Origin of the sequence: Ihuprevotella massiliensis (assembly GCA_900095835.1) — a bacterium.
Classification (GTDB): domain Bacteria; phylum Bacteroidota; class Bacteroidia; order Bacteroidales; family Bacteroidaceae; genus Alloprevotella; species Alloprevotella massiliensis.
Genome location: LT608321.1, coordinates 936,314 through 952,456 on the forward strand (window position 1 = coordinate 936,314; position 16,143 = coordinate 952,456).

The window sequence follows — 16,143 nt, forward strand, 5'->3', positions numbered from 1 at the left end:
CGTTCTACGTAAATCTGGTAGTGGAGTGGGCTTTGGTCTGCACTCCACTGCCTTCTTTGCTTTTTTATCCTTCCTTGAAATTATGCTCTTACAGAGTCTTTTTAGCCTACTCTTTTCGCTGTGGACGTGTCTGCCTTGGATGCAAACCGCAGCAGTGGCGCAAACTTCTGCTGCCTCCTCTTCTCTTGCACCGGCACAGTCGAACAAGGTGCCGCAAGGCGTGGTATGTGCTGCTACAGATGCAGCGGAGGTGCAACGACTTCTTGCAGATAAGTCGCTCAAGACTCCACTCGATTTTGCACGCAAGTTTCTTGGTCGCCCCTACGTGGCTGCGACGTTGGAAGTGGCAGATCCCGAACAGGTGGTGGTCAATCTCCAAGGATTGGACTGCGCCACTTTGGTGGAGACGAGTCAAGCACTGGCGATGACGCGTCGCGAAGGCAAAACGGATGTGGCGAGCTACACAAGAAATCTGGAGAAAATCCGTTATTTCGATGGAAAAAATCGGGGTTATACCTCACGCTTGCACTATCTCTCGTTTTGGATGGCTGATTTGACGAAACGCAAAGTGGCAAAAGAAGTGTTGCTGCCTCAAGCGCTCACTCAGCCGCTGGAGATTCGCCTCAACTATATGAGTACGCACGCTGATGCTTATCCTTTTCTCAAAAATCATCCTGAACGTGTGCGCGAAATTGCTCAATTAGAGCGCAAATATTCTGGCAAAGTGGGTCGCTTTCTTCCGAAGTCAAATGCTGGGCTTTCGCGCCAACAGTTGGGGGCTATCCATGATGGCGACATCATCACGGTGGTGACGCAAAAAGCGGGATTGGACTATTCTCACCAAGGTATTGCTTTTTGGGGAAATGATGGTAAACTCCACATGCTCCACGCTTCGAGTGAGCGCAAACGCGTGATTGCTGACGAGCGCACTTTGGAGGATTATCTAAAAAGAATTTCCCACGCTAGAGGTATCCGCGTGTTTAGAATCATCAACAAGGGATAAATAGGCTGCGAAAGACGGAGAAGGGTCGAAAATCTAATTTCTAACGTCTAAGGTCTATGCCCCCTCTAACGTCTAATATCTAACGTCTAACGTCTAAATAAGATGTCTACTCATACTATCTGTGCAGTTTCTACCGCTACGGGCGGTGCTATTGGAGTGGTTCGCGTGTCAGGATCACAAGCCATTTCCATCACAGAACATATATTTCGGGCTGCCAACGGCAAACCGCTGAGTGAACGCAAATCTAGTTCGCTCACCTTTGGTCATATCGTCGATGAAAACGACAAAGTCGTCGACGAAGTGTTGGTGAGTCTTTTTCGCGCTCCCCATTCCTACACAGGAGAAGATGCCACGGAGATTTCGTGTCACGGTTCTTCTTACATCCTCCAGCGCGTGGTGCAGTTGCTCCTTGCCGCAGGTTGTGAAGCAGCCGCCCCAGGTGAGTTCACGCAGCGCGCTTTTCTCAACGGCAAGATGGACTTGTCGCAAGCGGAAGCCGTGGCAGACGTCATCGCCTCCACGACTGCCGCTAGTCACCAAGTCGCGATGAGCCAAATGCGCGGTGATTTCAGTAAACAACTCGGAGCGTTGCGCGAACAATTGGTGCATCTCACCTCTTTGCTCGAACTTGAATTGGACTTCTCCGACCATGAAGATTTGGAGTTTGCCGATCGCTCCGCACTCGATGCCATTGCATCGCAGATTGAAAGCGTGACACAACGTCTTGCCGACTCTTTTGCCACGGGAAACGTGCTGAAAAATGGACTTCCCGTTGCCATTGTGGGCAGTACGAACTCGGGAAAATCTACGCTCCTCAACGCATTGCTCCACGACGATCGCGCCATTGTGAGCGATGTACACGGCACAACACGCGATGTCATCGAAGACACTTTCACGCTCGGTGGCACGCTCTTCCGATTTATCGACACAGCAGGCCTCCGCTCCACCGATGATGTGGTGGAACAAATGGGCATTGCACGCAGCCGTCAAAAGTTGGAAGAGGCTAAAATTGTGCTTTTCGTAGTGGATTCTACGCAAGTGGCTTCGCAGATGGAGGCACTCGGCACGGAGATTCTCGAAGCGATGAATGGCCGTCCGCTCGTGGTGCTTTTCAATAAGGCTGATTTGATGGTTGAGCAAGCCATGAACGAGTTGCTTGCTCAACCGCTGAAACATTGGATTTCCAGTACTTCTCTCTGTAAAAATGCCGAAACCACAGGAGGTTCCGCCGATATTCCCTCCAACGCACAAGCCGTGACGCTCCCTTCACAACAAGGGCAACAGGTCGTAAAATTGGCAATCAGTGCGAAAGATGCCATCGGATTGGATGCCCTCACCGACACCCTCGTCCGTTTGGCACAAGAAAACACCACTTCTGCTGGTGACATCATCGTGACCAATGCCCGTCACTATGCTGCACTCAGCGCAGCTCTTGCCGACATTCGCCGCGTGCGCCACGGACTTTCCACCCACCTCTCTGGTGACTTTGTGGCACAAGATCTCCGTGAGTGTCTCTTCCATCTCGCCGAAATCACAGGTGGTGCTGTCACCACCGACGAGGTGCTGGGCACGATTTTCAAAAACTTCTGCGTGGGAAAGTGATTGGTAGAGGCGAAGCTCTGTTAGATACTAGACACTATCCATAAGAGGGATACTAAAACCAGACCCAAAAGAGTATTGATTATAAAGATAGTTTGTAAATCCTTTTTCATAAACACAACCGCTATCATCGATTTTCCAATCTGTGATAGCGGTTTACGTTATAAACAATCGTGATTATTCAAAGGCTTTTAGTTACTATCTATTCGATTCATCGATGATCCATCATTGCTTCAATATTTCTCCAGAAACTTTTGTACCATCCCTCAAAAAGACGCTTTCCGACGCATGATCGATAATCACTTGCATATCTCCCAACCAACGCCAACTGAAGTCACCTTGACGAAATTCTGTGAGTTGCTTTCCCTCCATGTTGAAAAAGGCTTTTTCTACTCCCTTTGAAACGGTAAAGCCTGCACCATTAAAGTTTGCATGACAGCAATCTATCGAGAATGGTGTTAAACTTTCTCCCGTCTGAGCATTAAGCACGTATAGTTCCTTCCCTTTACAAGCTAAAAGAAAATTGTATGATGGGCTTCCTATTGCAAGTATTTTGTAATCTGGATACATACGCTCATACAACGCTAGCAAATCATGGCATTCCTTAAAATTGTCGTGATATTTACTATGGTAGTTAAACCTTCTGTCCATTCTTCCTTCAAACATACCAAGGTCAAATTCGTAGACTTTGGCATCCTGCTTATTTTTGCCATAAGTACACCATCTTTTGAAACTAGCTTCTCTTTCCTCACATAAGCTAGAATTCCAAGAATGGTATTCATCACAGATCCAACCCTCAGAGCAACTAAAGATTCTAGCTAAATCAAAAGCATCTTGTCGTGGCCATAAGATAATATTTCCATTAAGATCTTTTGCATAAGGCCAAAAATAATGAAAATAACGACTATTAATCCATATATCCCAATACCCTTGCTGAAGGTGGCATGTTGCATTGATAATCGGTAATGTAAAGCTATACTCTCCGGCATCTTCATCTTGATTATAGAACTCGCTCCAATCAGGAGCGTCAGAGTTGTATATTACTATATCCTCAACAAAGCCTTCGTGCCCACTAAAGTATTCCTGTATACGCAATATAGTCTTGTTAAATGTTTCTAGTGCCTGTGCATTATCACGAAGATCATGACAATCATTCGGAATGATTAAACTTAAATCTACACTCATAGTTGGAGGGGTAATAAACTGCCTTTATTTTATATGGTCATCTCTATAGTTAGTGAACTCTGGGAAATATAGCCGCCATTTGCAAGAAATACCATTAAACGCTCTCATTATGCTTAATTATTCTCATTGATACTTATACTAATATCCTAGTAAGCACAAATATAAGGAAAAGTTATCTATTATCCCTACTTTTGAGATATAATATCAAATTAAACTATGTAAAAGCACTTTCCTACCCTCTTTTACTTCGATATACTTTGAAATAGGTACTTTTGCAGTAGAAATATTTAACACACAACCAACAATGGCAGAAGAACGAAAGAGCATCGAAGTTGTAGCAGCCGTGATTATCGAGCAACAACGCGTGTTTGCAACACAACGAGGATATGGAGAATGGCAAGGATGGTGGGAATTTCCAGGCGGAAAACTAGAAGTAGGGGAAAGTCCCGAAGCAGCTTTGCGCAGAGAAATTCAGGAAGAACTGGCTACTCACGTGGAAGTTGGGGAACGACTGTGCACGGTGACGCATGATTATCCGAATTTTCACCTCACGATGCGCTGCTATCTGTGTCGAGTGGTGGCAGGAAATCTGTCACTTTTGGAGCACAAAGCCGCTCGATGGTTGAGCCGCTCGGAATTGGAAGAAGTGCAATGGTTGCCAGCTGACGTAGAAGTGGTGGACTTATTGAAAGAAATGCTCTAGAAAGCTGACTTGCAGTAGCAAAGAAATCGCACGAAACACGCTCAAAATTTGGCATTCCCACCAGATAGCCGTAATTTTGCACTTGAATATGAATACAAACGACTTGACTACTCATAACAAGAACAATACAAAAGCCGCGGAAGCTCCAACAACGCAGGAGCAAAACGCGGCTTCTACAGTGCATTCTCCCTCCATCATCTCCAACAAAAAGGCTACTTTCGTGACGTTGGGTTGCAAACTCAACTACGCCGAAACGTCCACGCTGCGCGATCGCTTGACCGCACGCGGTTGTTTGCCTGCCGAAGAAAAAGAAACGGCTGACATCTGCATCGTCAATACGTGCAGTGTCACTGGCGAAGCCGATGCCAAGTGCCGACACGCCATCCGCAGTCTTCATCGTGAACATCCCAATGCTTTCATTGCCGTGATGGGCTGTTACGCTCAACTTTCGGGCGAAGACATTGCCAAAATCGAAGGGGTGGACCTCGTGGTGGGACAGGAACAAAAGGGACGCATCATAGAACTCATTGAGGAACACTACGAAGCGCACTCTATGGGCGTGAAAGCCGAAACGGAATCGCACGGTGGCATCTTCTATACCACTCCGCTCAAAGACATCAAGACTTTCGTGCCTTCTTGTTCCAGAGGTGAGCGCACACGCTATTTTCTCAAAGTGCAAGATGGCTGCAATTATTTCTGCACCTATTGCACCATTCCAGCCGCACGCGGTTTGTCGCGCAATGCCACTATTGCCGATGTGGTGGCGCAAGCTGAAGAAGCTGCGGCAGCAGGCGGACGCGAAATTGTGCTCACCGGTGTGAACATTGGCGACTTCGGACGCTCTACTGGTGAAAACTTCTTCCAACTCGTGCAGGCACTTGACCAAGTGGAGGGCATTGCGCGCTATCGCATTTCGAGCATTGAACCCAACTTGCTCACGGATGAGATTGTGGAATACTGTAGCAAGAGCCGCGCCTTCATGCCGCACTTCCACATTCCCCTACAAAGCGGAAGCGATGGGGTGTTGAAACTGATGAAACGTCATTACGATACGGCACTTTTCCGCTCTAAAGTGGAACTCATTCGTCGCATTATGCCCGATGCCTTTATTGGGGTCGATGTGATTGTGGGTACGCGTGGCGAAACCGACGAATTTTTCGAAGAAGCCTATGAATTCATTGCTTCGCTTCCCATCTCGCAACTCCACGTGTTCAGTTATTCCGAACGTCCAGGCACGGCAGCGTTGCGCATTCCTCACGTAGTGGATGCTCCCACCAAGCGCGAACGCAGCAAACGCCTCCTTGCACTCTCCGAAGAAAAGCGCAAGGCGCACTATCGCCAATTCATTGGGACGGAGAGAACCGTGCTTTGGGAACACCTGCGCGAAGGAAAACCGCTGATGGGCTGGACGGACAATTACATCCGCGTGCAACTGGCTGAGGGGGCTACTCCTCATCCCGATGAACTCGGCCGCGTGCGTCTAGGTAATTTCACCGAAAATGAAGATGCGCTCATTGCCACTCCCGTGGAATAACCACATCGCCCTCCGCGCTGCACCCGTTTTTGCGCGTGAGGGTAGCTCTTTGTTTTCGTTTTGAAACGACTTTTCTTTTATGAAGAAGAGTAAAGGCCATTAAATATAACCAAGCATTCATGATAGCTGTCGTCATACTCAACTGGAACGGAGCCGAGATGTTGCGCCGCTTTCTCCCTTCGGTGGTGGAGCATTCCCACCCCTTGGGCGAAGTCATCGTGGCAGACAATGGTTCGACCGACAACTCTTTGGAAATCCTGCAACAAGAGTTTCCCGAAGTGCGCACCCTCGTGCTAGACCGCAACTATGGTTTTGCCGAAGGCTACAACGAGGCTTTTCGCCGTTTGGAAATCATTGCTCCTCAACGCTATGAGTATTATTTGTTGCTCAATAGCGATGTGCGCGTCACTGCCGATTGGCTTCGTCCGCTGCACACCTATATGGAGCAACATCCCGAAGTGGCGGCTGCGCAACCGAAACTTCGTGCCGAATGGGCGCACGACACTTTAGAATACGCCGGAGCTGCCGGTGGATATATAGACCGCTATGGTTATCCTTTCTGCCGTGGTCGTCTGCTCTCTGTGGTGGAAAAAGATGGTGGACAATATGACAACATTGCTCCTATCTTTTGGGCAACGGGTGCGGCACTGCTCATTCGTCAGTCTGACTGGTGGGATGTGGGCGGACTAGATGGTCGCTTCTTTGCACACAATGAGGAGATTGACCTCTGTTGGCGTCTGCGCGCTCGTGGTCGTGGCATCGTGTGTGTGCCCCAGAGTGTGGTGTATCACGTGGGAGGCGGTACACTGCCGCAGGAACATCCGCGCAAAACTTATCTCAACTTTCGCAACAACCTCACGATGCTTTTCAAAAATTTGCCTGACGCAGAATTGAAGCACGTGATGCGTGTGCGTCGTTTTCTGGATTTTGTGGCTTTTGTGCAGTTTCTCGTGAAAGGCGATTGGGCGAATGCCAAAGCCGTGCGCAAAGCGCGTCGCGATTTCCACCAATGGCAGTCCGATTTTGTGAAAGATCGACAAGAAAATCTCTCTCGAATGGTGCTCAATCCTATTCCCGAGCGTATCAATCGGAGCCTGATTGTGGGTTTCTTCCTCAAAGGACAGAAAACTTTCTCTGCTTTTATGCAAAGCAGCTGATGGCTAGTGTTTTGGGGGTCACAGACCCTTTTTCGCTCGCCCCGACAAGTGGGGCTCGGTTCTTCTGAGGGTTTCTACGGCTTCTAGCCTCTAACGTCTAATAGCTCCCCGAGGCGAGCGAAGCCGAAGCGGAGCAAAAAGGGTCTGCGCCCCCTAACGTCTAATCTCTAACGTCTAAAGTCTAGCTCATGTCTAGTCTCTATCTCATTCCCGTCACCTTGGGAGACACCTCCCACGACCGCGTGCTACCTGCGTATAATGCAGAGATAGTGCGTGGCATTCGTCATTTCATAGTCGAAGAAATTCGCACTGCGCGAAGATTTCTCAAAGCCGTTGATCGCAACATTGACATCGACAGTCTCACCTTCTATGAAATGGGAAAGCACGCCGACCGCGCTCGTTTCAGCGAATACCTCAATCCCCTTCGTAAGGGCGAAGACGTGGGAATCATCAGTGAAGCCGGTTGTCCTGCCGTGGCAGACCCAGGAGCAGACCTTGTGGCGATTGCCCAACAAGAAGGACTGAAAGTTGTACCTCTTGTGGGGCCTTCCAGCATTCTCTTAGCTGTGATGGCATCAGGCTTCAATGGACAGAGTTTTGCTTTTCACGGCTATCTCCCCATTGACGGCGGAGCGCGCAGCAAGCGTTTGAAACAATTGGAAAGTCGTTCGCGCGAGGAGCACCAGACGCAGTTGTTTATCGAGACACCCTATCGCAATGCAAAACTCTTTGCAGACATTCTCTCCGCTTGTTCTCCCAAGACCCGCCTTTGTGTTGCTGCCGGCATCACCACCGAACAAGAGTGGATTTGCACGCGTTCTCTCAAAGCGTGGAAACAGACGGGCTTTCCTGATTTAGGCAAGACGCCTGCCATTTTCTTGATTTACGCTGGATAACGACTCATACATCTAGAGAAAATTAGCGGATAGCACTAAGGCAACCAACGTACGATGGCAAACCATGCTGCAACGATGCGCGAGAAGGGCTTTTTCGCTGCCTAACATCTAACAACTAAGGTCTAACGTCTATAGTACACCAGCGCAGCCCTCTAACGTCTAACATCTAACGTCTATTCTCTAATGTCTAACTTCTTATCTGTCGGTTTAGGTTGCTTCTTGGGTGGTTGCCTTCGCTATCTGCTCAGTCTGTGGTTAGGAACGCCCAACTTCCAACACTTTCCATGGGCTACCCTGGTAGCCAACCTCTTGGGCTGTCTACTCCTCGGGCTTTTCAATGGGTGGATGTTGCAACACTCCTCCTCCACTGCCCTACGCCTTTTTCTCACCGTCGGACTTTGTGGAGGATTCACCACATTCTCCACCTTCACCAACGATCTTTTCCTTCTCGCACGTGGAGCGCAGTGGGGCACTGCCCTCGCTTACATCCTGGTAAACCTCGTCGGTGGAATCGTTCTTTTGGTGGTAGGCTACAAACTCACCACATAAGCCGAAAGAGTACTCCACGAAACCTTCCCCACTTCAGCATTTTTCCTGCCATCTTCCCCAAAGATTCAACATAAGAATGATGCACTTCAATCTTAACTTCTCTACTATAGCAAGCACGCTCACATGACCTATCGTCCCGACATTGACGGACTGCGCGCAGTTGCCGTGATAGCCGTCATCCTCTTCCACCTCAATGCTAATTGGCTCCCTGGAGGCTTCCTCGGAGTCGACATCTTCTTCGTCATCTCCGGCTACCTCATTGGAGGCATACTATATCGTGAGCTTTCCACTAACACCTTCTCCCTCAAACGGTTCTATCTCCGCCGAATGCGACGCATCTTGCCCGCCTTCTTTGCCGTGGTGATTCCCACCCTATTGCTCAGCAGATTCATCATCGTTGCCGGCAGTCCAGACGCCATGAAAGCCGAGCGCAGTGCCCTATCTGCCACCGTCTTTGCCAACAATCTCTTCAGTACCTTCTATACAGACTATTTTGACACCAATAACCTCAATCCTTTTCTTCATCTCTGGTCCTTATCTGTTGAAGAACAATTCTATTTTCTCTATCCTCTAGTCCTATGGGGGATTATGAAAGTCATCAAAAGATGGCTTCCGCTTTCTGAAAATCAATGGAAAACAACCACGTGGGCCCTTTTTCTCCTGATGATTCTTTGCTGCATTTCTGCCTTTGCAGAAGTACGTTTTAGAGGAACCATCGGACAAACTTATTATCTTCCCTTGCCACGCTTTGGAGAATTGCTAGTAGGTGCTCTTTTGGCAATTTTCAAAGCTCATAAATTCTCTCAAAGCTCTCCAGACGACACGCCAAATCCACAGTTTGCTAAGCGCGCCACAGCCGTGGGCATTGGTGCCGCTGTAGCACTCCTACTCTGCCTTGTCCTGCCTTTCCCCACGAAAATGCCGTGGTTCCCTGGACTACTCGCCTTAGTACCTTGTTTGGCCACAGCAACCATCATCTATAGTGGCGCATTTTCTCGCGGATTAATCTACCGCTTCTTAGCGGCTACGCCTATCAACTTCATTGGACGTATCTCCTATTCGCTCTATTTGTGGCATCTTCCGATTTTAACCTTCGCACAATATCTCAATGACGGCCAACTAACGCTGAGTGGTTTGCTGATTTCTTCCCTCTTGATTGTCCTGTGCAGCCTATTATCCTATTATTTTGTGGAACAACCCTTGCGCCACAAACAATGGTCGTTTGCCAAAACGGGAGTCATAAGCTACGTACTGCCGACACTCTGCGTGGTGGCACTCTTCAACTTCAGACCTTTTGAAAAGGAAATGAAGCCCTACACCACTTGTGGCACACTGCGCAACATTAACTATATGGCGGACTATGTTGGAGATTCGACCCAAAAGGCAACCACCCTCATTGCTGGCGACTCCTACACCCAGCATCTTTACGATTTCTTTGACAAAGTGGCAAAGAGCGAAGGATGGCGAGCCAGAATTTCGTACCTCCCAGGCACGCCCTATTTAGGAAATGATTTTATTCGTCAAAACGTACAGAAAGATGGGGGTGAAAACTTGGAGTTGGCTCAGCAAAGAAATGCACTGATCAATAAAGAACTCGCCCAATTCGACCATATTATCCTTTCGATGGCATGGGGATTTCAAAACACGGACCCAACTTTTATGCCTGCTTTGACCAAGGCACTTCAGCGTTTTGAAAAAGAAAAGAAACAAGTAACGCTGATTTTCTCCGGAGTGAACTATGACAAAGTTGGCATAAAGGAGACTTACTACAACATGATGGGTTTGACTTTCCTATATTCCAAAGAAAATCCCGCGACTTGCCATTTACGTCCCCTTGATCAGGAAGAAGAGAGCAAAACCCTGCAATATATTAAGACGCATTTCCCCAAGGTGAGATGCGTGGTGATGCATGATCTTCTTCCTCACTCTCCATTGATTGATGGAAAAACAATCGTCATGAACGATGCCCATTACAACACCTACGGCGCAAACTATTTGGCTGATCAATATATCGCTGCTGGTAGACGACTCCTTGTGCCCTCCCCTAACTCTGGATCGGCACAATAGTGGGGCTATTTCGGTTATAACAATACCAAGGTTCGGCAGAAGTATTGAAGCTCGTCTCTGACATTCCTATTACGCTTATTCATCCATTCAACAATCCTATAAAGTGACCTATCGTCCCGACATTGACGGACTGCGAGCAGTTGCCGTGATAGCCGTCATCCTCTTCCACCTCAATGCCGCTTGGCTCCCTGGAGGCTTCCTCGGAGTCGACATCTTCTTCGTCATCTCCGGCTACCTCATTGGCGGCATACTATATCGTGAGCTTTCCACTAACACCTTTTCTCTCAAACGATTCTACCTCCGAAGAATGCGACGCATCTTGCCCGCCTTCTTTGCCGTGGTTGTTTTCACCCTCATCGTTGGTGCGCAACTGATGGTGCCGGGAAGTGATGAGTGGAACACGGCGCGTAGTTCAGCAAAGTGGAGTGTCTTCTTCGGGGGTAACTTCTTTTCTGCACTAAACACCGACTATTTCGCCCCGACTGTTGAAGTGCAACCGCTCAACCATCTGTGGTCACTTGCCGTGGAAGAGCAGTTCTACTTCATCTATCCGCTCATATTATGGGCTATCATGGGGATAATAAAACGCATCCTCCCACCTGCTTCCTCCTCACTCACAAGGTGCGTCAATGTTGTGCTCACCGCACTCGCCATCGCTAGCTTTGCCCTAGCCTTCCTTCCCATGAGTCTTCATGGCACTGCCTTAGTGCCCTACTATCTTCCCCATCTGCGTTTTGGGGAACTCCTCATTGGGGCTATCCTTGCCGTAGCAGTTGCACAAGGTAATCTGCAACCTTCTGCTAAAACAGCCACCTTCGTGGGTAGCCTCAGCATACTCGTGCTCATCGCCTGCCTCGTCCTTCCTTTTCCTAACACAACTCCGTGGTTTCCTGGCTTCGCGGCGGCACTTCCCTGCATCGCCTCGGCAGGAATCATCTATGCCGGTGCTCGTCCCTACTGGTTCGCCAGCGCACTTTCGCATCGTGCAGTAGTCTTTGTGGGAAAAATCTCTTATTCTCTCTACCTTTGGCACTGGCCTCTCCTTGCCTTTGCACACTACGCATTGGGTAGAGAGCTCAGCAATACAGTACTTGCCGCTACTGCCCTCCTCATTGTTCTGCTAAGCCTTGCTTCCTACTATCTCATCGAACAGCCCCTTCGCCACCTCCAATGGTCGTTTGGCCGCACAGGCTTGGTCTACTATCTCTTGCCTACGCTCCTTGTGGCTGGCCTCTACATGCAGGGGCGCACCACCCCCGACGAGATGCGCCCTTATGTGCAACGCGGAAGTCTAAATGTAGGGGAACTCAATTTCGCTTATAAGACGATAGGCGATTCACTCGCTGAGAATAACATCTTGATTATTGGTAATTCTTATACCATTCAACTGCATGATTTCTTTGACAAAGTGGCGAAGCACGAAGGGTGGAAAGCCACTTTCTCAGGCGTATCGGCACATTTCCCTAATTTCACAACAAAGGTTCAGTCCATCTCTGCCCAGGACTATGCGCGAGAACTTCCTCACGTTGGACAAAAGGGGGAAGAGAAAAAAGAACTCGACCTCTTGCGTACGCGCCGCATTGCAGGAGAATTGAATCAATATAACACGGTTATCATCAGTCTTAACTGGTGGCATGAAGAATTTCTAGAAAAAGCCCTTCAACGTGTAGAGAAAAATATTGCACGCTTCCAGAAGGAAGGCAAGCAAGTCATTTTGGTGCACAGCTGCTACACCTACAACACGTATCGGGTGGCTGAAACTTATCACAAAGTGATGGGAAAAGGCAATGGGCTAGCTTATGTACTCCCTACTCCAATCCTGCAAAACGAGAACTATACAAAGGCTTTGAACAACTTCCAAAAGGTTAAGCAGACCATCAGTACGCGCTATCCTCAAGTGCGCTGGGTTGATCTTACCCTATTTCTTCCGTCTGACTTAATGGTAGATGGCAAAACCGTGCTTTGCAATGGAACGCACATCAACATCTATGGCGCAAACTATTTGGCAGATCGCTTTATCGAGAGTGGGCAACACCTCATTACTCCCGTCCCTTCTAGCCATTCACGCTAATAGTATCCCCATCTTTCGGCAGATTCCGCCCCATTGCACAAGGATCTACCAGATGCAGAAGACGCTACTTTCAGCTCATTGCCCCCTCATTCACATCGGTCGTGCAAAATCGTGCGAGGGATTCAAAAAAATCTCCCACGTTTTTTCTAAAACGTGGGAGATTTTTCAGAAAACGTCGGATTTTTTTCTGCATTTGTCGGAGATTTTTCAAAAGTCCTCCGACGTTATATTGTTATCCTCGCCACTTTCGCTCCGCCACTACTGATGCACCGCTTCAGCGATAGACTGGTACTACTGGAAGTCACCTCAAGTACTTCAAACAAACAGAGCCCGCACCCCAACAAATTGGGATGCGGGCTTTTTCTGCGCTTGTTCGTTAGTGTGAAGAATCAAGATTCGTAGCACCAACGCTAGGAGGAGAGAAATTATTCTGCAGTCTCTTCAGCAACTTCCTCAGCTGCTTCTTCCTCTTCTACGAAGAATTCTTTGTAACCAGCTTGCACGAGGAGGTTGTACCATTGCACCAACTTGCGGATGTCGCTCACACGAACGCGATCACGATCCCAAGCAGGAAGTGCCACTTCGTCCATGAACTTGTAGAGTTCAGCTTCAGAAGCAGTCTTATAGCCAAAAGAAGTGGGCTCACCTTTGAGCGCATCACAGATGTTTTGGAACACTTGCATGAGGGGCACATCGTCAGCTTCAGTGTACATCGTCACGTCGGCAAGAGAAGTGACACGATCACGAGCACCAGCAGTGGTGCGGCGGTGAGTTTCGTCGATAGTTTCTACGATGAGCGTGTTGTTGCCACGTCCCACGAGCTTGAAGAGTCCAGCCTTGCCGGAGATTGCGAGAATAGTTTCTTGCATATTGGTCTGTTGTTTATTGTTTCGATTGAAAATGCTGGCTGCAAATTTACGGCTTTATTTCTATTTGGACAAAGAACCACCTAAAAAACGCAGCGTTTGTCAGCACAAATGTTAGTCTTTAATGAACTTGAAATGACGGAAGTTGAGCTGTTGTTCTGCTCCACTAATGTTGGTGATGCGGATAGCGCGCACAGTCATGCCACCCAGTTCATTGCCAGTGTGGATCACCTGATCTTTATCGTTGTAGTGGAGGAGAGCCACCTTCTGCCAAGTACCATCAGGACGGAGACACTCGAGTTGGAAGAGAGGTGCTGTGCCCACCTTGCCAAAGCTGAAGTCCATGCCACGGAGTGTAACGGGGCGATCTGTGGTGAGGGTGAAATGAGAACCCACGGGCCAAGTGATGATTTCGTGAGAAGGAGCCACCTTCACTTCACCACCATAGATGCTGATGGGCTGGAGCTTGAGCTGAGGCACATCGGTGTCGATGGTGAATGGCTGATATTGTGTCACCACTTCGTAGTGCGTTCCAGCTTGTGCATTCATCTTCTCAGTGGCTACCGCGAAGAGCTTGTTGAGGGCAGGGAGAAAACGAAGGGTGCCGAGCTTAATACCAGTTTGATATTCGTGGAGCACATTGCGATTGGCTTCGAGATCATACATTTGCTTTTGCAAAGCACGAGCACGATTGTATTGTGCATCGAAGCTCATCAAGGGTGCGCCTTCCGTAGCGGTGGCATTGTTCTGTCCGTTTGCCACGAGTTCTGCGAGATAGGTCACCGCTTCTGCATATTGTGCCAAGAGCTTACCTTGCATCAACCAAGGTTGCAATTCCTCGATGAGCCACGGATTGGTCTTATCGGTCATGAGGAGATCGCAAGCAGTAGCGAGTGACTGCGCGTGCTCACGGAGTTGTGCTGCTGTAGAGAGGTCGCCCTTCATGGCTTGATCGCAGAGAGATTTCAGCTCACGGCTTTCATCGCGACGGAAACCATGTCCATTAGGACCCAAATCTTCGTTGTAAGAAGCAAACACTTGCAACGCTTCACTCTGCGCAGGAAGCAAGTCTTCAATGGCACGTTTCCACGAGGTCATCGCATCGTAGGGCTTCATATTCCACAGATAGTCTGCGAGAGAATAGAGAGAGATTTTAGAACTTTCGGCATATTGCATTGGATTGCTCACAAAACCCGAGAGATCGTCTGCAATGTCAAGACCATTTCCGTAGGTGGGACCGAGGAGAAGGTGGTCTCGTACAAAGTCATTGACGGGGAAGTTGAACCAAATGTAGCCCTTGCGACGGATGCGCTCGTTGATCCAGTTCATACCTTCCTTCTCGATGGTGTGCACCACGCTATTGCCCGTCCACATCACCTCGATGCCAGGGCGCAGATGCTTGCCAAGGGTGTGGAGATAAACATCGCCCTTTCCGCTCCACGCACGATTGTAGATGGTGGGACAGAGCAAGAGAGGCGACACATCGCCATGTTTGCGCACAAAGACAGAGTCTACATAGTTGAGGAGCTCAGCTTGTTTCTCACCGCGCGAACCTTCACCCGAGATATCGTCGAAGAAGACAGCAAAAGAGCGGATGCCAAGACCATACATCTTCTCAAGTTTGTTCACAAGATTGTCGCGATCTTCATTCGTCCATTTGATATCGAGTCCAGGGTGGATTGCCCAATAGAAGTTTACCCCACGTTGGTGCGCACGGACATTGAGTTCTTGGAGCAATTTTGCTTCATTCTCAGGATATGCCTCGCGCCAATGCTGACGGTGATAGGGATCATCTTTCGGACCATAGATGTAGACATTCATCTTGTTGCGACCATAGAAGTCTATCTGGCGCAAGCGGTGTTCGTGACTCCAAGGACGACCATAGAAACCTTCGATGGCGCCGCGGAATTTCACATCGGGCCAGTCTTGGATGGTGCAGGTCTCGAGCTGTCCTTTGGAAATCATGTCGCGCAAGGTTTGCACACCATAATAAAGTCCGCGCTCATCGCGACCGGCAATGACAACACCCTTCGGACCAACCGCCATGTAGTAGCCTTCCTGTTGTTGAGGTACGAGTTTCTTAAACTTGCTGACGCTACGATCGCCCACAACACCGAGGGTGACGCGGAAGTTGCCCGCTTTGGCTAGTTGTTCTACGCCAATCTCAGCAAGTGCAGAGACGGCATAAGAAGATTGTCGCTGACGGTCGGCAGTAACAGACCACGCTTTGGGAGCGGTGAAAAGATGACGAGTCGAAGTGATACTGTGTGGCACAGGATTCACCAATTCCACTTGAGCTTTTGCCCCCATGGCAATACCCGAACATATCGTGAGAGAGAGTAAAAAGGCTTTCATTATGTGATTTTTGTGAACTTAACTGCGCAAATATAGTACAAAACGAGCGAAGTTCCAAAAAAAGTAGTTACTTTTGTAGGAACGACGCCACTTTATAGGGCTTATTCACTAGTGATAGCTTGCTATCTAGGGGAAAGCTACGATAAAAGGGCGCATTA

12 protein-coding genes are annotated in these 16,143 nt (G+C 48.7%); 9 read left to right on the plus strand and 3 right to left on the minus strand.

The window, feature by feature from the left end; translation table 11 throughout:
* Positions 1 to 82: 82 nt before the first annotated feature.
* Positions 83 to 1,003: an N-acetylmuramoyl-L-alanine amidase-like domain-containing protein gene (locus BQ2633_RS03905; protein ID WP_141700128.1), complete on the plus strand. Its 921-nt coding sequence runs from the start codon at positions 83 to 85 to the stop codon at positions 1,001 to 1,003.
* 102 nt (positions 1,004 to 1,105) lie between these two features.
* Positions 1,106 to 2,605, plus strand: a complete 1,500-nt coding sequence (gene mnmE / locus BQ2633_RS03910) for a tRNA uridine-5-carboxymethylaminomethyl(34) synthesis GTPase MnmE (RefSeq protein WP_075565243.1) — start codon at positions 1,106 to 1,108, stop codon at positions 2,603 to 2,605.
* A 222-nt stretch (positions 2,606 to 2,827) separates the two neighbouring features.
* Here the strand turns inward: mnmE and BQ2633_RS03915 are convergent, their stop codons facing one another.
* Positions 2,828 to 3,787 carry a hypothetical protein gene (locus BQ2633_RS03915; RefSeq protein WP_075565245.1) on the minus strand — a complete coding sequence of 320 codons (960 nt, stop codon included), beginning with the start codon at positions 3,785 to 3,787 and terminating at the stop codon, positions 2,828 to 2,830.
* A 304-nt stretch (positions 3,788 to 4,091) separates the two neighbouring features.
* Between BQ2633_RS03915 and BQ2633_RS03920 the strand changes: the two genes are divergently transcribed.
* The 7 genes from BQ2633_RS03920 to BQ2633_RS03950 all read left to right on the plus strand — a co-directional run bounded on the left by BQ2633_RS03920 (position 4,092) and on the right by BQ2633_RS03950 (position 12,764).
* Positions 4,092 to 4,490, plus strand: a complete 399-nt coding sequence (locus BQ2633_RS03920) for a (deoxy)nucleoside triphosphate pyrophosphohydrolase (RefSeq protein WP_075565247.1) — start codon at positions 4,092 to 4,094, stop codon at positions 4,488 to 4,490.
* An 88-nt stretch (positions 4,491 to 4,578) separates the two neighbouring features.
* The gene (mtaB, locus tag BQ2633_RS03925; protein ID WP_346048117.1) at positions 4,579 to 6,024 is read left to right on the plus strand and encodes a tRNA (N(6)-L-threonylcarbamoyladenosine(37)-C(2))-methylthiotransferase MtaB; all 1,446 of its coding nucleotides are present in this window, start codon (positions 4,579 to 4,581) and stop codon (positions 6,022 to 6,024) included.
* A gap of 119 nt (positions 6,025 to 6,143) precedes the next feature.
* Entirely contained in the window at positions 6,144 to 7,181 is a 1,038-nt protein-coding gene (locus BQ2633_RS03930; protein WP_075565248.1) for a glycosyltransferase family 2 protein, read from the plus strand.
* Between the two features lie 188 nt (positions 7,182 to 7,369).
* Positions 7,370 to 8,077 (plus strand): SAM-dependent methyltransferase, encoded by a 708-nt coding sequence (locus tag BQ2633_RS03935; protein WP_075565249.1) that lies wholly within the window; start codon positions 7,370 to 7,372, stop codon positions 8,075 to 8,077.
* Between the two features lie 183 nt (positions 8,078 to 8,260).
* The gene (gene crcB, locus BQ2633_RS03940; protein WP_075565250.1) at positions 8,261 to 8,626 is read left to right on the plus strand and encodes a fluoride efflux transporter CrcB; all 366 of its coding nucleotides are present in this window, start codon (positions 8,261 to 8,263) and stop codon (positions 8,624 to 8,626) included.
* Between the two features lie 123 nt (positions 8,627 to 8,749).
* The gene (locus tag BQ2633_RS03945; RefSeq protein WP_075565251.1) at positions 8,750 to 10,693 is read left to right on the plus strand and encodes an acyltransferase family protein; all 1,944 of its coding nucleotides are present in this window, start codon (positions 8,750 to 8,752) and stop codon (positions 10,691 to 10,693) included.
* Positions 10,694 to 10,796: 103 nt separating this feature from the next.
* Positions 10,797 to 12,764 (plus strand): acyltransferase family protein, encoded by a 1,968-nt coding sequence (locus BQ2633_RS03950; RefSeq protein WP_075565254.1) that lies wholly within the window; start codon positions 10,797 to 10,799, stop codon positions 12,762 to 12,764.
* Positions 12,765 to 13,189: 425 nt separating this feature from the next.
* Here BQ2633_RS03950 and BQ2633_RS03955 read toward each other — a convergent pair whose 3' ends face one another.
* Positions 13,190 to 13,633: a DUF5606 family protein gene (locus BQ2633_RS03955; protein WP_075565256.1), complete on the minus strand. Its 444-nt coding sequence runs from the start codon at positions 13,631 to 13,633 to the stop codon at positions 13,190 to 13,192.
* A gap of 111 nt (positions 13,634 to 13,744) precedes the next feature.
* On the minus strand, positions 13,745 to 15,985 hold the full coding sequence (locus BQ2633_RS03960; protein WP_075565258.1) for a beta-N-acetylglucosaminidase domain-containing protein: 2,241 nt from the start codon (positions 15,983 to 15,985) through the stop codon (positions 13,745 to 13,747).
* Positions 15,986 to 16,143 lie beyond the last annotated feature (158 nt).